10 protein-coding genes are annotated in these 17,112 nt (G+C 52.3%); 5 read left to right on the top strand and 5 right to left on the bottom strand.

What is annotated here, in order from left to right; genetic code table 11:
* Positions 1–267 precede the first annotated feature (267 nt).
* Positions 268–1,125 (bottom strand): sugar phosphate isomerase/epimerase family protein, encoded by an 858-nt coding sequence (locus ACE5KN_RS13685; protein WP_375524819.1) that lies wholly within the window; start codon positions 1,123–1,125, stop codon positions 268–270.
* On the bottom strand, positions 1,122–2,180 hold the full coding sequence (locus ACE5KN_RS13680) for a Gfo/Idh/MocA family protein (RefSeq protein ID WP_375524820.1): 1,059 nt from the start codon (positions 2,178–2,180) through the stop codon (positions 1,122–1,124). Before ACE5KN_RS13680 ends, ACE5KN_RS13685 begins: the two co-directional genes overlap by 4 nt.
* 120 nt (positions 2,181–2,300) lie before the next feature.
* Here ACE5KN_RS13680 and ACE5KN_RS13675 point away from each other — a divergent pair, with 120 nt between their 5' ends.
* Positions 2,301–3,209 carry a helix-turn-helix domain-containing protein gene (locus tag ACE5KN_RS13675; RefSeq protein ID WP_375524821.1) on the top strand — a complete coding sequence of 303 codons (909 nt, stop codon included), beginning with the start codon at positions 2,301–2,303 and terminating at the stop codon, positions 3,207–3,209.
* Positions 3,210–3,218: 9 nt separating this feature from the next.
* Here ACE5KN_RS13675 and ACE5KN_RS13670 read toward each other — a convergent pair whose 3' ends face one another.
* Both ACE5KN_RS13670 and ACE5KN_RS13665 read right to left on the bottom strand, forming a co-directional pair.
* Entirely contained in the window at positions 3,219–4,499 is a 1,281-nt protein-coding gene (locus ACE5KN_RS13670) for a glycoside hydrolase family 125 protein (protein WP_375524822.1), read from the bottom strand.
* Between the two features lie 22 nt (positions 4,500–4,521).
* Positions 4,522–7,743: an alpha-mannosidase gene (locus tag ACE5KN_RS13665; RefSeq protein WP_375524823.1), complete on the bottom strand. Its 3,222-nt coding sequence runs from the start codon at positions 7,741–7,743 to the stop codon at positions 4,522–4,524.
* 378 nt (positions 7,744–8,121) lie between these two features.
* Here ACE5KN_RS13665 and ACE5KN_RS13660 point away from each other — a divergent pair, with 378 nt between their 5' ends.
* The 4 genes from ACE5KN_RS13660 (at position 8,122) to ACE5KN_RS13645 (ending at position 13,670) form a co-directional block, all read left to right on the top strand.
* Entirely contained in the window at positions 8,122–9,105 is a 984-nt protein-coding gene (locus ACE5KN_RS13660; protein ID WP_375524824.1) for an ABC transporter permease, read from the top strand.
* A 12-nt stretch (positions 9,106–9,117) separates the two neighbouring features.
* A complete protein-coding gene (locus ACE5KN_RS13655; RefSeq protein WP_375524825.1) occupies positions 9,118–10,029 on the top strand; it encodes a carbohydrate ABC transporter permease in 912 nt (303 codons plus the stop codon).
* A 233-nt stretch (positions 10,030–10,262) separates the two neighbouring features.
* Positions 10,263–11,861 (top strand): type 2 periplasmic-binding domain-containing protein, encoded by a 1,599-nt coding sequence (locus ACE5KN_RS13650; RefSeq protein WP_375524826.1) that lies wholly within the window; start codon positions 10,263–10,265, stop codon positions 11,859–11,861.
* A 210-nt stretch (positions 11,862–12,071) separates the two neighbouring features.
* Entirely contained in the window at positions 12,072–13,670 is a 1,599-nt protein-coding gene (locus ACE5KN_RS13645) for a type 2 periplasmic-binding domain-containing protein (RefSeq protein ID WP_375524827.1), read from the top strand.
* Positions 13,671–14,593: 923 nt separating this feature from the next.
* Here ACE5KN_RS13645 and ACE5KN_RS13640 read toward each other — a convergent pair.
* On the bottom strand, positions 14,594–16,954 hold the full coding sequence (locus ACE5KN_RS13640) for a helix-turn-helix domain-containing protein (protein ID WP_375524828.1): 2,361 nt from the start codon (positions 16,952–16,954) through the stop codon (positions 14,594–14,596).
* Positions 16,955–17,112 lie beyond the last annotated feature (158 nt).

Below are 17,112 nucleotides of genomic sequence, written 5' to 3'. Positions count from 1 at the left end.
AATCTGCAGCCTTCCGCGCATAATTTTGCGGTCGAGGCGTTTAAGCAGCTGATAAACTTGGCAAGGAAGGGCGGCCCGGTGCTGTGGAACGGGAGGGTGGCAAACATCCGGAAGACGATATCCGGACAGCCGTAAAGTTTATTCAGAGCCAAAGCGACTGTTACCGGCGATATGTAAAAAAAGAGATCTATAGAGTCTTTCTAAACTCCTATAGATCTCTTTTAATGAAAAAATATTTATATCAGGGCATCCGGGTCTCTTCCAATTTCACACTTCATCCCAGATGCGGCGCACGTTGTCGAAGCCTATTTTCGCGCCTGTGCGGCAGTCTTCCATGCCCTCGAATTCCAGGGAGAAATAACCATCATATCCGGACTGCTTGATGACACGCAGCACTTCGTGCAGATCGATATCGCCATGGCCTGCAATGGCGCCGCGCAGGTAGTTGCCGCTGGTCGTGCGGAACCAGCCTTCACCGGGGTTACGATAAGATGGCCGCAGATAAAAATCCTTGATATGCACAATAGACGCGTAAGGCAGGTTGTTTTTGACCGCCGCAATCGGGTCTTCGTCCGCGCACATGAAATTGCCGATGTCCAGCGTCGTTTTATAGTTGAGTTCATTTACGGCTTTCACCAAAGTTTGAACACGGTCGCTGTTCTGAATAAAGTAGCCGTGGTTCTCGACGCTGGTCGTAATGCCGAACTGCGCGGCATAGCGGGCAATCCTGCGGCAGGCCTCGGCCAGCCGCTGCAGCTGCGCGTTGAAATGACCGATGGAAACGTCGGGTGATGATGCCACATCATGCCGCATCAGCTTGACGCCGAGGCGGGCGGCGATATCCACTTCCTGTTTGACCCGCTCGATTTCCGCCTCGTAAAGGGCCTCGTCGTCTGTAAGGAAGTTGGCTCCGATGGCATAATTGGAAATATCCAGTCCTCTTGCTTTTGCTTTTTCAACAATAACATCAACGAGTCCGGAATCTTCGGTCAGGTTGTAGCCAAGCGGTACGATTTCAACATGGGAGCCGCCGATGTCCGCCGTAAAATCAATGACATCCGCAACGGTCATCTCCCCGCTTTTCAACGCGCCGTACAGGCTGTAAGTGCTCAGTCCCAGCTTCATAGATAAATTTCCTTTCCTTGGGCAGCGGATTCATAGACGGCATTCAGGATTTTCATAATTTCAACGCCGTCCTCGACAGGGCTGATCGGCTGATTGCCTGTCAATATACAATCGACAAAATGGTCGATTTCATTCTGGAACGCTTTTTCAAACTGGAAGCCGGAGCTGTCGATCTGCGGGTGAACATTCAGGATGGTGTTGTTTTTCTCCGTGGTCATGATGACTTCCGGATCGATTTCGAAGCCGCCCTTGTCTCCGTACAGCTTGACGATGCTTTCGTTTTTGCTGGCATGAAGGGTAAAGCTGACCTCAATCATGAGCGAGGCTCCGTTCTCGAAGCGGATGAGGGCATTTGCCAAATCCTCCACATCATTTTTCTTTGCATCATAATCGGCCGCCTGATACCGCGAAAGATTCTGGATATGAGCGCGGTTGCCCAGTTTGCGGTATGTATTGCCCGAAACGGATTTGACCTTTGGGCGGCCCATCATGTACCAGCACAGATCGATAACATGCACACCGATGTCGATCAGTGGCCCGCCGCCGGAACGCTCGATATCACTGAACCAGCCTCCCGGGTTGCCGAGACGACGGATGATGGAAGCTTTGGCATAATAAATATCACCGAATTCACCTGCATCCGCGAAGGTGCGCAGCATTTGGGCATTCGGGTCATAGCGGCGCACAAATCCGACCTGAAGGAGCTTGCCGGAGGCTTCGACGGCTTCCTGAATTTTGGCGGCCTCCGCGGTCGTACGGCACAGCGGCTTCTCCACGAGCACGTGCTTGCCTGCGTTCAGCGCGGCAATGCTGATTTCCGCGTGCGTATTGTTCCAGGTACAGATGCTTACGGCATCAATTTGCTCATCTGCCAGCAGCTCGCGGTAATCGGTATATACTTTTTCAGCGCCGTAGGCGGCAGCGGCTGTCTTGGCGCGTTCCTCATTCAGATCGCAGACCGCGTAGATTCTTGCCTGCTCATTTTTGCTGTATGGCTTGAGATGGAACTCGGAAATGCTGCCGAGGCCGATGACGCCGATATTGACGGTTTTCATGCCTTGTTGCCCCTTTCATAATAGGTCTATAATCTATTGTAAGGATGCAGTGAAGCTAAAATCCATGCAGCACCTTGCTGTTTGTTTGCAATAATGTGCGGTCACTGAGGAGGAATGTACATGAAAAGACCTGCCGATTTACGCGAGCCGATGGATATGCCTGATCGTTATTTTCCCATCAAGCTTCATACCTGCAAGGCGGGCGGGGAAGGCAGCACATTGTTCCCCCATCACTGGCATGAGCATATGGAGCTGCTCTATTTCGTGTCCGGTGAAGCGGTGATCGAATGCAACTCCACGCGATACGAAGTGAGCGGCGGCGACCTGATCGTGCTGAACAGCAATGATCTGCATCACGGGATATGCCGGTCCGGGCAGGTGCGCTACTATTGCCTGATCATGGATATCTCTTTGCTGCAAAGCCAGTCACCGGATGCGATTGAAACAAAATTCATCGTGCCGATTTTGCAGAATCGGGTGCTGTTTCAGCATCATATCCGCAATGATGAAAATCTGCATGCGTGCATGGATTCCATCGTTGAGGAATTCAAATCGAAAGAGCCTGGTTATGAGCTGTCGATCAAATCCTCCATGTACCGGCTGCTCACCATTTTATTCCGTAATTATGTAACCGAAGCGCCGCCGCTGCCTTACGAGACGAACAGGAGAAAAAATCTGGAGCGCTTTACGCCCATTTTTGAATATATCGCAGAGCATCTCGGGCAGGAGCTGTCAGTGCATGAATTGTCCCGCATGGCCGGCCTCAGCCGGTTTCACTTTAGCAGATTGTTCCACGAATTGACCGGACGCACGGTGTCCGAGTACATCAACCAGCTGCGCATCAACAAGTCCGAACATTTGCTGCTCCATACGGATATGACGATCACCGAAATCGCCTGGACCACCGGATATAACGACATCTCTTATTTCAGCCGTACCTTCAAAAAATACAAATCGGTGTCCCCCTCCGAGCTGAGAGCGGCATCCGCTGCAGCCAGCAGCGCGGAGGAAGAACACCGGATGGCCTAGAAGCCCGGACTATACCCAGCCTTTCTCCATAGCCTGATAAATGAGCATCGCGAACAGGCTGTTGGACCAGGCAAACCATTCGCGTGAAAAATTGGCAGGATCGTCCGGATGAAAGCCTTCGTGCATGAAGCCGGTATCCGCGTCCGTGTTCACCAGCATATCAATCAGCTCCCGGACCTCCTGCTCGTTGTCTGCCGTCAATGCCTGCATGGACAGCGCCATATGCCATACATAACCGCCAGGGGTATGCGGACTGCCGATGCCCTTGGCGTATTTTCCTTCAAAGTAAAAAGGATTGTCCTTGCTCAGTGCAAAGCGGCGGGTATTGCGGTAGATCGGATCATCGGTCCCGGCATAGCCGAAATAAGGGATGGAGAGCAGCCCCGGGGTGCCGGCGTCGTCCATCAGACAGTAGTTGCCGAACCCGTCAGTCTCATAGGCATAGATGGTTCCGTAGCGCGGGTGGTCCACGGTGCCGTAGGTACGGATGCCAAAATCAATTTCACCACGAAGTTTGCCGGCTTTGGCTGCCAGTTCCGCGTCTTTGAAGACCGTTTCTGCAATTTCGCGGATATGGCCGAGAATCATGACAGCAAACATGTTGGACGGAATGTTATAACCGAACAGGCAGGCATCGTCGCTCGGACGGAAGCCGGACCAGGTCATTCCCGTGTAATTGACAGGCATGCCAAGGCCATCGTTCTGCAGCGTTTCGGACTCCTTGAAGCCTGGGCGTACGAAACGATATGGTGATTTTTCCATATGCCGCTGTTCAGTGATCATGACATCTACGATCGAGGAGAGGGCCTGATAACATGTATGATCAAAAATATCCGTTTTGTCTGTGGCCTTCCAGTACATATGAGCAAGCTGAACGGGAAAGCAGAGCGAATCCAGCTCGTATTTGCGCTCCCACATCCAGGGTGTCATCCCGGATTGATCCCCGTCGTTATAATGCCTGCCGTTTGCTTCTTCATTGAACGCGTTCGTATACGGGTCGATATTGATGTAAAACATCTGGCGGCGGATCAATCCCTCCAATATACGCTGCAGCTCCGCGTCATCCTTGGCGAACGGAATATAATGCCGCACCTGTTCGACGGAATCGCGCAGCCACATGGCGGGGATGTCGCCGGTAAATACAAAGGTAGTGCCGTCATTCAGCAGCTTGGTCGTGGTTTGCAATGTATTGGGAAAGCAGTTGGTGAACAGGCGGAGCAGCTTCGGCCGGTGGGCCAGCCGCTGCTCCGCATCTTTCAGTACCTGAACGATCGATGCGGGCAGGTTCATTGATGAGGCCTCCTGAAAAATGTTATGGGGTGCGTAAATCAATTTCGAACGTCTTGATCTCGTAAGGCTCCAGCACATATTGAATTTCGTTCTCCAGCCGCATGGCTTCATCCGTCTGTTCCATCAGATTGCACTCTCTCCAGCCAACAATCTGCAGGTCACTCGTAATGGTTAACGACTGCCGGCTGCCGGAGTAGTCATGGACCCGTAAAATCACCTTGTCGCTGTCCTCGGCTTTTTTGATGGCGCTAACCATTGCCGTGTCTGTGGACAGGCGGAACATGGACAGCGACGAAGCCTGCGCCGTTCCCTCCCTGAAGTGCAGCGGAGCGTTCAGTGCCCAGGCGCTTTTCACTGTATTGCCCTGCAGCCAGTCACCATTGTGAGGAAGCAGGGAATAAGTGAAGCGGTGATACCCCTGGTCGGCTTCGATATCAGGTGAAGTGGCGCATTTAATCAGGGACAGGCGCAGCACGTTGTCCTTGATGTCATAGCCGTACTTGCAATCGTTCATGAGGCTGACGCCATAGCCGCGGTCGGACAAATCCGCCCACTGGTGGCCAACGGACTCGAAGCGTGCGCTGTCCCAGCTCGTGTTCCAGTGTGTCGGCCGCTTGACGTTGCCGTACTGGATATCATAGGTCGCTTCGGTCGAGCGGATGTGAACGGGGAAGGCCACCTTCAGCAGCTGATGCCGTTCATGCCAATCCGCCTCTGTCGCAAAATCGATGCGCCGGTCATTGGCATACAGGATCATATCCTGCGTGATGACCGAGCCGCCGTACTTCCATTCGAAGCGGATCACCGCCTTCAGTGAACCGTTCTCCACCACTTCCAGACGGGTCAGGTCTGTGATTTCCCGCATTTTCTCCTGGTAAAAAATATCGATATCCCATGCATCAAAATTGAGCGGTTTATCCTCAAACAGCTGCAGCACGTTGCCGCGGCCTTTGTGCGCCAGCACCTCCCTTTGCTGTTCCTTGTCGTACAGGCGCGTAAGCTGCCCTTGTTCGTTCCATTCCAGCTCGTAGTACGGAGTCGACAGGCCATTCTCCCGGAACAGGAAGGGCGTATCCGCACTTGCCGGCACCAAGACTTCATTCTCTGCCGCCGTCAGCTCATCATTTCCGGCTGGCACTTCCAGCACAATCGTTGTGTAACCGAGCGGAGGCAGGTCTTCGACCTGAACCGTCCAGGCTCCGTTATTCCACTGCGCGTTCAGCGTGCGGCCATCCACAGTGCGCCATACACCTGAACCGCTGCCGTCCGGAAGGGATATATCGACCAGATCTGTGCGCTGCCATGGGGAGGAGTTCCAAATCACGAAGGACCTGACTCCCGCCGAATCCGACTCCCGCCCCGGGTCGTCTGATTTCACGGCAGAAGCGATGCCTTGCTCAGCCTGCGCCCGGACTAACTGGCCGATTTCCTCCGCTTCGGCGTATTCCAGCTTGCTGTCCTCATAGACCTCCCGGATGGAGGAACCGGGGATAATATCGTGGAACTGATTGCGCAAAATGATCTTCCAGCCGTCCGTCAGCTTTTTCCCTTCATACAAGCCCCAATCTCCACCCAGCACGCTCTGCCAGGCGTTCAGCCACTCAGCCTCCCGGTACAGCAGCTCCAGCTTGCGGTTCATGCGCTTGTTGTAGGCCTGGCTCGTATACGTGCCGCGGTGGTATTCAAGGTACAGTTCTCCATCCCAGGTGTGCACATAGCTTTCGGTATTTTCCACGGTCTCCTGCAGCCGCCGGAAATACTCATCCGCCCGGCCGGTCTTCACCTTGGGCAGCCCTGGCAGACGGTCGATCCTGCGCCGCATTTCCAGCATCTCACGGTTGACGCCTCCGCCGCCGTCTCCGTAGCCGTACGACAACAGCAGCTCCTGATTCAGCTCCTTGTCCCGGTAAGCCCCCCAGCTGCCTCTGACCGTCTTCGGCTCTACATGCCCGTTATACGTATAGAACGTGGAGGAGGCCACAGACCACGGCTCAATTGTGGTGATAAAATGGGTCAGCACCTCCGAACCGTCAATCCCGCGCCACTTAAACGTGTCATGCGGCATCCGATTGTACTGGTTCCAGCTGATTTTGGTGGTCATAAATGTACCGATCCCGGATTTGCGCAAAATTTGCGGCAGCGACCAGCTGTACCCGAACACGTCAGGCAGCCACAGATATTCGCAGTCCGTTCCGAATTCTTCCTTGAAAAATCTTGTGCCCACCAGCAGTTGGCGGGTAAGCGATTCACCTGACGTCAGATTGCAGTCCGCCTCCAGCCACATGCCGCCGCCTGCTTCCCAGCGGCCTTCCTTGACCCGCCTTTGAATCTGCTCATAGATACCGGGGAAGTCCTGCTTGATGTATTCATATAACTGCGGCTGGGTTTGCAGAAAAATATATTCCGGAAACAGCTCCATCAGGCGCATCACCGTGGAGAAGGAGCGGGCGCTTTTCTCGCGCGTATGCTTTAACCGCCACAGCCAGGCAACGTCAATGTGCGTATGGCCGACACAGGTAATGGTGACGAGCGTATTTTTGTCCATTTCATCGATCCGTTCGGACAGGTAATTACGGGCGGCCGCCACGCTTTCATAAAAAGCGTCCGAGCCCGGCTCGCTCCAGTCGATCAGGCGGAAGGCCTGATCCAGCGTTTTCTGCAGCAGCGCACGTACGGCATCCTGCTCGTCCAGCACCTGGATGGTCTGATACACCGTTAACCCGGTGTAGTACAGATCGTCGGCCGCTTCATCCAGCCAGCACATTTCCGCCAGCTTGATTTCATGTTTCTGCTCTCGGGGTTTACCGCCGCCTTCCAGGCCCGACCACAGCCGGAACAGCAGTCTTTTGCTGCCGCCTGCCACGTCTTCTTCCGCAAAAAACACTTCCTTATGATTGGAATCGACGCCCTGATAAGGCTGGCCGTCAAGATACAGCAGCGACTCGAACCCTGAATTGGTGCCCCCGCCGGTTTTGCCGAAATCGAAACGCCCGAGCACTCTTTTTCCCGCCCATTCGGCCGGGAATTCCGCGTTCATGGAGACCCACAAATAACGGTCACGGCCTGTCCAGGTGTCTCCGTGGCGCATATGCCCCCACTCTCCGCCAACCTCCGGCCGGTCGGGATTGACTTTGGAGCCTTCATCTTCGAGTGTCCGCAGCTCTTTGAACGGAATCCGGTCACGGTATCGGTATTCATCCAGCTCTCTCAGGCGTGCGTACAATTTTTTCTCAGTCAGAAACATGTTTCATATACCTCCTTACGGCCTTACGGCTCAGTACCCGGGCTGATTTTTGAAAAAGCTGTATCTGAACTCGTTAGCTCGTTAGAAAGAATCACACAACCTGATCGATTATGCAATGTGTCAGATGTGAATTGGATTTTCGATAACAAATTTCACATATAGCCAACATGTACAAACGCTTTCAAAAAGGAGTTGCATCGTTCTGTAAAACCCTGTTGTATAAAGGATGGCAGCTATTTTGCCGCGTTTGTGCAGATTCTACATATTTACGTTGTGAAAGTGTCGGACTACAATTTCCTCAATAACACCAAGCGGGGCCCGGGTTTGTGGCGCAAACCGCGAACTCCAGCCTGAACATTGAAAAGAGGGGATGATGCCATGAAGAAAAGAGAGGAAGGGACTCTCTCATTGGAGTCGGCTGCAGAGCAAGGAACCGTTCTTTCCTCCAGAGAGACGGGCAGTACCCTTTGGAGCCGGATTCTGAAAAATTGGGAATTGTATCTGTTTATCACACCGGCAGTGCTGTATTTTATTATCTTTCACTACATTCCGATGTACGGTGTCCAGATCGCCTTCAAAAATTTTATTCCCACGAAGGGGATCACCGGCAGTCCGTGGGTCGGCTTTGATCACTTTGAACGCTTTTTTAATTCCTATTATTTTTGGGACCTGCTGTGGAATACCTTCAGCCTCAGCCTGTACGAGCTGGCCGTAGGCTTCCCGCTTCCAATCATCCTGGCGCTGGCGTTCAATGAAATCCGGAACGGCTTCTTCAAGCGGTCCGTACAGACGATCACCTATGCCCCGCACTTTATTTCCGTTGTCGTTATGGCAGGCATGATTATTACCTTCTTATCCCCGTCCACGGGTATGATTGTGCGGATTGTGGAATTTCTGGGCTTCCAGGCGCCTGATCTCCTGACCGATCCCGCCTGGTTCAAGACTGTGTATGTGCTTTCCGGGGTCTGGCAGAGTGCGGGCTGGGGGACAATTATTTATTTGGCAGCACTGTCCGGTGTTGATCCGCAGCTGCATGAGGCCGCCATTGTTGATGGAGCCAGCCGTTTCAAACGCATGCTGCATATCAATATTCCGACCATTTTGCCGACGATCACCATTTTGCTGATTCTCAATATGGGCAATATTCTGGGTGTGGGCTTTGAAAAAATCCTGCTGCTGCAAAATCCGCTCAATATGAGCTCCTCTGACGTGATTTCCACCTTTGTGTACCGCTCCGGCCTGGTGGATGCCCAGTACAGCTTCTCTACGGCTGTCGGATTGTTCAATTCCGTTGTCAATGCTTTGCTGCTGATTACCGTCAACCAAATCGCACGCCGTACGAGCGAGAACAGCTTATGGTAAGGGGGACAGCTGATGATTACACCTGTTAAAGAGACGCGTTCCGACCGGTTATTTATCATTTTGAACTACATCTACTTGTCCATTGCCATGATCATTGTGCTGTACCCGGTGCTCTATATTCTGAGCGCCTCGGTCAGCGATCCGCGATACGTCAATTCGGGGGAAATGTGGCTGTTTCCGAAGGGGTTGAATGTGGACGGGTACAAACGGGTTTTTGAAAACGCGAAAATATGGAACGGCTACACCAACACGATCCTGTATACGGTGCTCGGCACGCTGCTGAATCTGGCCGTAACGCTCCCGGCCGCGTATGCCTTGAGCCGGAAGGATCTTGTCGGGCGTAATTTTTTTATGGGCATGATGCTCGTGACGATGTTCTTTAGCGGCGGCATAGTGCCGACCTACCTGCTGATCAAAAGCCTGGGCCTCATGAACTCGATGGGGGCTCTGATTCTGCCGGTGGCCGCCTCTGTGTGGAATATCATCGTCGCCAGAACCTTTTTCCAATCGACGATTCCCCATGAGCTGCAGGAAGCCGCACAGATGGACGGGTGCACCAATTTCCGGCTGTTCGTGCGCATCATTCTGCCGCTCTCGGGCCCCATTATCGCCGTAATGGCCTTGTTTTATGGGGTGAGCCACTGGAACAGCTATTTCTCGGCGCTCATTTATTTGACGGATGAAAGCAAATATCCGCTACAGCTCATTTTGCGCCAGATTCTCGTCCTGCAGGAAATGACGGCAGAGACGACGGGCGTCGCTGTCAGCGGGGACATGGCGATTGCGCTGAACAACAAGGCGGACGTGGCTTCCCTTGTAAAATATGCCGCTATCATCGTTTCCACGCTGCCTGTCATCGTAATTTATCCATTCCTGCAGCGTTATTTCGTACAGGGGGTGATGATTGGTTCCGTGAAAGGGTGAGCGGTCGCAGATTCCACTTCCGATCGCTGAGTCGGTCGCAGATTCCACTTCCGATCGCTGTTGTCCCCGGATTTTATTGAATTGTTTTTTAAGTGGTGAAAATCCGGGGACAAAGGCGAACGCTCCGCTTCTCCAGTGGAATTCTGCTCCCTCTGTACGGGGGAATACATTTTCTTCCATGGGGAATCCAAGTTTCAACGCCAGGAAATCACCGGGAAAGGGATGAAAATAATATGATTACTTTCAGAAAAAGTCTCAGCCTGCTGCTTTCGGCGGGTCTTAGTGTATCACTGCTGGCAGGCTGCGGCTCCCCGGACTCAGGGACGGCGGAAGGGCCGTCCGCTACTGCAGAAATCGTCAATAAAGAAGGTTTTCCGATTGTCAGTGAACCGTTGACCCTTACGATGATGGCGCCGGACGTTGGCATTCAGAATTGGCAGGACATGAAGGTGATGCAGGAGATGGAGAAGCTGACCGGCATTCAATTGAAGTTTGCCAACGCTCCGCTGGATAGCTTTGAAACGAAGAAAAACCTGGTGTTCGCCAGCGGGGAGTATCCGGACATCCTGTATGCGGCCAGCCTGACGCAGGCCGAGGAGATCACCTATGGCAGCCAGGGCATTCTGCTGCCCCTGGAGGAGCTGCTTCCGGAATATGCGCCTAATGTGCAAAAAATTCTCGACGAGCACCCGGATATCCGCAAATCGATCACCGCTCCCGACGGTCATATCTATTCCTTGCCCCGCATTGACTTGAACGCAGTCTGGTACCGGGGCCCGTTGTGGTACAACGGGGATTTCCTGAAAGCGCTTGGTGTGAAGAAGCTGCCGGAGACGACGGAGGAGCTGTACACCTATCTGAAACGAGTGAAAGAAGAAGACCCGAACGGCAACGGCAAGGCGGACGAAATCCCGCTGGAGTCCGTCAAGATCAAGGACATTCGGGTCTGGATGCTCGGCGCCTTCGGCATTTACGATGAAGAGCTGTATGTGGATGATCAGGAGCAGGTCCATTTTACCCCGATGGATGACGCCTATCTTGAGTATTTGAAGTATATGAACAGGCTGTGGAGCGAGGACTTGCTGGATCATGAAGCCTTCTCGCAGACGGATGAGCAGAAAAAGGCGAAAGGTCGCAGCAACCTGCTTGCCCTGTTCCCCGACTGGCATGCCTATTTTACGCTTGGCGGAGAGCAGAGCAAAGAAGATCCCATGTTCATCCCGGTAAAAAGTGATTCTGTCGAGGCGGCCGCCATTGCCAAGCATAGAGGTATTTCCACAGGGCAATTCGCTATCACCAGCTCTAATCCTGCACCTGAAGCTTCTCTGCGCTGGATCGACTACATTTACACGTACGAGGGAGCGCTGCTGTTCGATAAAGGTCCGGAGGGAATCCTCTGGAAGTATACGGATAAAGACACTTTGACCAAGGAATGGCTGCCCGTGCCCGGTGGGGGCGATCGCGAGGAGTACCGTGCAACCCTGACCCCCAATTACGGCATTGCCTCGCCAATGATGGTGAACGATGATGTGGTGAAAGGACTCAAGAGCGACTTTGATGACTGGGTCGATAAGGAGACGAAGGAAAAGCTGGTGGACCGCGGCGCGCGGGTTCCGTTCCCGGCGCTCTTCCTGACACAGGAGGAGCAGACGGAGGTGTCCGGCCTGCTGTCGGATCTGCGCACTTATGTGGAGCAGATGGAAGCCAGGTTTATCACGGGCCAGGAGCCGCTGGGGAACTGGAACAATTATATCGAAACGCTGGAGAAAATGGGCGGCAGCCGTGTTCGCGAGGTGTATCAGGGGGCGTATGATCGGTGGAAGGAGAGTTAGCAGATTCCACTTCCGATCGCTGTTGTCCCCGGATTTTATTGAATTGAATTTTAAGCGGTAAAAATCCGGGGCCAAAGGCGAACGCTCCGCTTCTCCAGTGGAATTCTGCTCCCTCTCTAAGGTAGTGGAAAAGCACCCTCGATTGCTACGCTCTCGGGAAATGAACAAGATTTTACTGCCATCTTAGTCATCGATGAAAGGAATGAACTCATGATTACATTCAGAAAAAGCCTCAGCCTGCTGCTGGCGGCGGGCCTTAGTGTATCGCTGCTGGCGGGCTGTGGGGCATCGGATCAAGGGGCGGCGGAAGGGCCGTCCGCTAAGGCGGATATCGTCAATAAAGAAGGTTTTCCCATTGTAAGCGAACCGTTGACGCTTACGATGATGGGGCCGGATGTCGGCATTCAGAACTGGGCGGATATGCCGGTTATTCAGGAAATGGAGAAGCTTACGGGAATCCATCTAGAATTCATGAATGCCCCGAAGGAAAGCTTCGAGACCAAGAAGAACCTGGTCTTCGCCAGCGGGGAATATCCGGACATGTTCTACGCAGCCGGCCTGACTCCGGCCGAAGAGCTGACTTACGGCAGTCAGGGCATTCTGATTCCGCTTGAAAATCTTATCGAAGAATACGCACCGAATTTCAAAAAAATTCTGGATGAGAACCCGGAAATCCGCAAATCGATTACAGCACCGGACGGGCATATTTATTCCCTGCCGCGCATCGAGTTCAACCAGCCCTGGTACAAGAATCCTTTGTGGTATAACGGTGATTATTTAAAGGCATTGGGGGTGACCAAGCTTCCTGAAACGACAGAGGAGTTGTATAAATATCTGAAACGCGTCAAGGAAGAGGACCCGAACGGTAACGGTAAGCAGGATGAAATCCCGCTCACCTCCGTAAAGCTGAAAGATATCCGCACTTGGCTGCTGGGCGCATTTGGCATTTACGAAGAGAAAATTTATGTGGATGACCAGGACAAGGTGCATTACACACCGGTTGAGGCTGGTTATAAGGAATATCTGACTTACCTGAACCGGCTTTGGAATGAGGATTTGCTGGACCATGATACCTTCTCGCAAACGGATGAGCAGAAAAAAGCCAAGGGCAAGAACGGCCAGCTGGGCCTGTTCACGGACTGGCATGCCTACTTTGTGTTGGGCGGTGAGCCGAGTACGGATGATCCGATGTTCAGTCCGGTGAAAAGCGATATGGTTGATGCCCCTGCGATTGCCCGCAACAAGGGAGTCACGGGCGGAGCCTTTGCGATTACCAGCACGAATCCCGCACCGGAAGCGTCTATGCGGTGGGTGGACTACATTTATTCCTACGAAGGAGCCGTTTTGTTCGATAAGGGCCCTGAAGGCCTGCTCTGGAAGTATACGGATAAGGAAGCGCGCGTGAAGGAGTGGCTGCCCGTCCCGAACGGCATGGAGCGTGAAGACTACCGCGCCACCATCACACCGAATTATGGCATTCCGACACCGGCCATGATGACGGACGATATCAACAAAGGGCTTACCACCGATTTTGATAAATGGGTGGCGAAGCAGTCGCAGGAGAAGCTGCTCGACCGGGGAGCGAGAATCCCGTTCCCGGTATTGTTCCTGACCGAGGAGGAGCAGGCGGAGGTTACAAGTCTGCAATCCGACCTGAACACGTATGTGGAGCAGATGGAGGCACGGTTTGTGACAGGCCAGGAGCCGCTTGCGAACTGGGATAAATACGTGGAGACCATTAACAAGATGGGCGGAGGCCGCCTGGCGGAGATCTATCAAACCGCCTACGACCGCTGGAAATCCAGCTGATGCAACCCTTCATGGGGCTTTCACATTAAACGGGCTGCTCCATAAGCGGTTTTCAAATGATGACAAGCAGTCCCGAATTACGAAATCATTATTTTCATTTAAAAGAGCGAGTATGATGGTTGATTTCCACCGATACTCGCTCTTTCTCTTTTTTTATCGCTTTGGCCCGTGTAAGTTCATACATTCACTATTGAGTTATATTGTACCGTCTTCATCTTCTCCGGCGATTTGACGGGAGGAGTAATCCACTGCAGACCTGAGCCAGTTTTCGGGATTGGAGGGTCACTATTTGTTCAATGAAGCACTAGCGTTGCATTAACTCTTGCACAAGACAACTTGTATTCCTGATCCTTTCCAGCTTTCCCGTAAAAGCTTATGTTTTCTAACCGATATTGCCCCTGCCAGAAAGCTAACGGGTGTAGCTGCTGCTATTTTACGAAAAAAGACCTTTTCTAAACTTTAACGGTCGTGACCGCTGTTATTTGCTTTAAACTGGGCGAAAATATCCGGGTTAAGTGAAATAGGCTCCACGGCAACCGTTATAATTTGAAATCAACGTTACTGGGACCAATAGCGGCTGGGGCAACCGTTAGAATCGTTATGCGGTTAGAAATGTATCCTTGTCAGATTTGTTGCGACGCTAGTGCTTCAAAAGACGGACTCTTCAGCATTCAGCAATAAGGGTTTACATGTCCGAACTTCATACATGGCACACGAGGGCATGTAATAGGGGAGGGGAACAGGGGGATACTCCTGTTCCTAGTCAAACTGAAAATCGTGGGAGATTAGTGATTTCTTTCCGATCATTTAGAAGTAGGGTTAAGCACGGAGCATCACATAACATGCAAAAGTAGTGCCCTTAGATACGAAGGAGTACCTAATGTCAGAGAACCTTTTGAGGCACTCTCGTGTTATCGACTCTCCTATTTTGCCCCTGAGTGGGCTGGGCCTGAGACGGTGTTATCCGCGTCCAGATGTGTGTCCGCGTACAGCTTCCGGTATTGGCCAGGCGTGCAGCCGGTTTCTTTCTTGAACTTGCGGATGAAATTCGGAGTGTCCAGATAGCCGACCCGCTCGATAATGTCCTTTAGAGGATCGTTGGTGGTGAGCAGCAGCCGGATCACTTCATTCATGCGCAGATGCCAAATGTACTGCGAAAAGGTGGAACCCGTTTTTTCTTTAAAGCAGCGGCTCAAATAGGAAGTGGATATGGAATACTTCAACGCCAGCTGCTCCAGACTCAGCGTGTAATCGGCGAACTGCCGGTCAACATAACTGACAATATCGTCCACCAACGAGCTTTGCTGCTGCTCCGCTTTGCGTTCGACTTGGGCGCAAATCTGCATTGCCAGCATTTCCAGGGTACTTTCCAGTTCTTCGAGCGTTTCGAAGGAGGTGAACCTGGGAATATCGCGGATGACACTGGTCATGCCGGACTCGGATGCGATTTTAAGCAGGGAATTCAGCAGGTCAAAGCAGATGCAGCGCAGCAGCGCTGCTGATACCGGCTGATTGCGGATGTCCGCGATGATGGAATCGATCATCTGCACGGCGACGGTTTCGTTTCCCTGTTTAAGGCTCTGCTCCAGCTTGAGCAGCGACTTTTTGGAAACCCAGAAGGCTTCGGGCGACGAACTGGTCAGGTTTTCAAAGAACGTAATGCTTCCCTGTCCCCCCAGCATACGGAATTCTAGAGCAGTGGCCGCTTCAATGAACGACTGATTGATTTCACCGAGGGAGCCATAAGGTGTTCCCACCCCAATGGACGGATGAAGGGAGAAGGATTCAACCACCTTGGCCCTTACCGAATCGGCGGTATTCCGGATTCTTTCGTGCAGCGTGGCTTCTTCATCTTCCGCAATGCTGACGATCAGTGCGAAGGGATCAGCGGGAGAAAATTCAATGCCATACACATGGGCTTTCCATTCCGGAAGCTCCAGGTCGCTGAACAGCTTGTAAATCATTCTGCGGTCCGGGCCCGACTTGGAGGCTGCCGGGAATTCGTCCCAGGTGAGCAGCATGACAAAATAACTTCCTTTCGCCTGCGGGAACTGCAGTCCCATGGAGCGGATAATGGTATCCAGTCCTTCGTCACTCGGATTTCCGTGCTTGAGCAGGGTCAGCAGGAAATGGTTGCGCACATAGGGCTCCTGAATATCAATGCGCACACTGTAGTCATGAATGGTCTGGCGAATCCATTCCCACTCTCCGCCGGATCTAACCGTATCGAGGGTTTTGGTGCCGGTTTTCACTCTTGCAAATTCAAGCAGGTCCTGGATCGGGTGATACTGTCGTCTTGCAAGCATAATGGCAGCCGTGACTCCGGTCAGCGCTACGGCGGCGAATACGATCAGAATCAGCGTCTGCACGTGAACGATCCGGCTGAAAAATTGGCTGCTCGGCATGGTGGTCATGTAGGTCCAGCCATTTTCCTCGGAACGCACAGCGACAATAGACTGCTGCTCATCATTCAGTGTCAGGCTGTGAATGCCTGGCCCCAGGGCGACCAGTTTATCCAGTTCATCTGCGGGAATGGCTGTCCCGTGGCTGTTGGACGTCAGAATCTGCCCTTTTTCATTGAAAATATAGCTGTTGCCGGAATAGTTGTTCAATATGGAGTCCATCATGCCCGTGAGCTTGGATTCCTCCATCAGGTAGATTACCGTGGCATAAGGATAAGGGTCATTCGGTTTGATCGGAATAAGGAGCGAGAGGACCGATTCCTGCCGGGAATTTACACTGACCCGTTCGGCTGGACGCATCAGCGGATGTATCACTTCATTCAGATCGCGGCGCAGCTCTTCCGGGCTCCAATTGCTGAACTTGTATTTTTGATTAAAAACGACCTCAAGATTCGTATGACCGGCAGAGGAATAAATTACAGGGTCCCCGCGAAAATACAGAAACAGATCGTCCAGGATTTGACTGTTTGCTTTGTAATTGGCCAGTGCGTTGATGGCTTCGCGGCTGTAATAAGGGTGGCGTGCCATGTAATGGGTCAGATGCTCGTCATAGGCGATGCGTCCGGCAATATCCTGCAGCTCCGCCATACGGCTGTCTATGGTCATGCGTACCTGATTCAGCTGGTTGACGTTGGATTGCTCGATTTCCGAGCGCAGGCTGGTAATGGCACTGTTGTATACGAGCACGGTCACGCCGGTAAGCGGGATCAGAAAAATAAGGATATAAGACAAGGTATACCTCAGCAACAGCTTTGATTTGAAATCATTCCAGTTCATTCTGCCTGAGATGAACTTCGGCAGCTTGGAAATTCTGTTCATCATGCTCCCTGCCCCCAATCTTTATCTTTTATGCAATTACATCAAGTGTAAGGTTTGAAAGCGCTTTATATATTTGTTGGTACTAATTATGCACTAAAATTTAACGATGGGGAAGGAAAATCCTAAGACAATGTGACATTTTAGAAAAAACAACAGAGAAT

The organism is Paenibacillus terreus (assembly GCF_042138595.1).
In the GTDB taxonomy this organism is placed as follows: Bacteria; Bacillota; Bacilli; order Paenibacillales; family Paenibacillaceae; genus Paenibacillus; species Paenibacillus terreus.
Note: the sequence above shows the minus strand (reverse complement) of the source record. Positions and strands in the feature narration are given on the sequence as shown.

What these genes read in the sequence shown, in the direction of transcription:
- ACE5KN_RS13685 (WP_375524819.1), bottom strand. Translation starts at nt 1,125, where the DNA reads ATGAAGCTGGGACTGAGCACTTACAGCCTGTACGGCGCGTTGAAAAGC.
- ACE5KN_RS13680 (WP_375524820.1), bottom strand. Translation starts at nt 2,180, where the DNA reads ATGAAAACCGTCAATATCGGCGTCATCGGCCTCGGCAGCATTTCCGAG.
- ACE5KN_RS13675 (WP_375524821.1), top strand. Translation starts at nt 2,301, where the DNA reads ATGAAAAGACCTGCCGATTTACGCGAGCCGATGGATATGCCTGATCGT.
- ACE5KN_RS13670 (WP_375524822.1), bottom strand. Translation starts at nt 4,499, where the DNA reads ATGAACCTGCCCGCATCGATCGTTCAGGTACTGAAAGATGCGGAGCAG.
- ACE5KN_RS13665 (WP_375524823.1), bottom strand. Translation starts at nt 7,743, where the DNA reads ATGTTTCTGACTGAGAAAAAATTGTACGCACGCCTGAGAGAGCTGGAT.
- ACE5KN_RS13660 (WP_375524824.1), top strand. Translation starts at nt 8,122, where the DNA reads ATGAAGAAAAGAGAGGAAGGGACTCTCTCATTGGAGTCGGCTGCAGAG.
- ACE5KN_RS13655 (WP_375524825.1), top strand. Translation starts at nt 9,118, where the DNA reads ATGATTACACCTGTTAAAGAGACGCGTTCCGACCGGTTATTTATCATT.
- ACE5KN_RS13650 (WP_375524826.1), top strand. Translation starts at nt 10,263, where the DNA reads ATGATTACTTTCAGAAAAAGTCTCAGCCTGCTGCTTTCGGCGGGTCTT.
- ACE5KN_RS13645 (WP_375524827.1), top strand. Translation starts at nt 12,072, where the DNA reads ATGATTACATTCAGAAAAAGCCTCAGCCTGCTGCTGGCGGCGGGCCTT.
- ACE5KN_RS13640 (WP_375524828.1), bottom strand. Translation starts at nt 16,954, where the DNA reads ATGATGAACAGAATTTCCAAGCTGCCGAAGTTCATCTCAGGCAGAATG.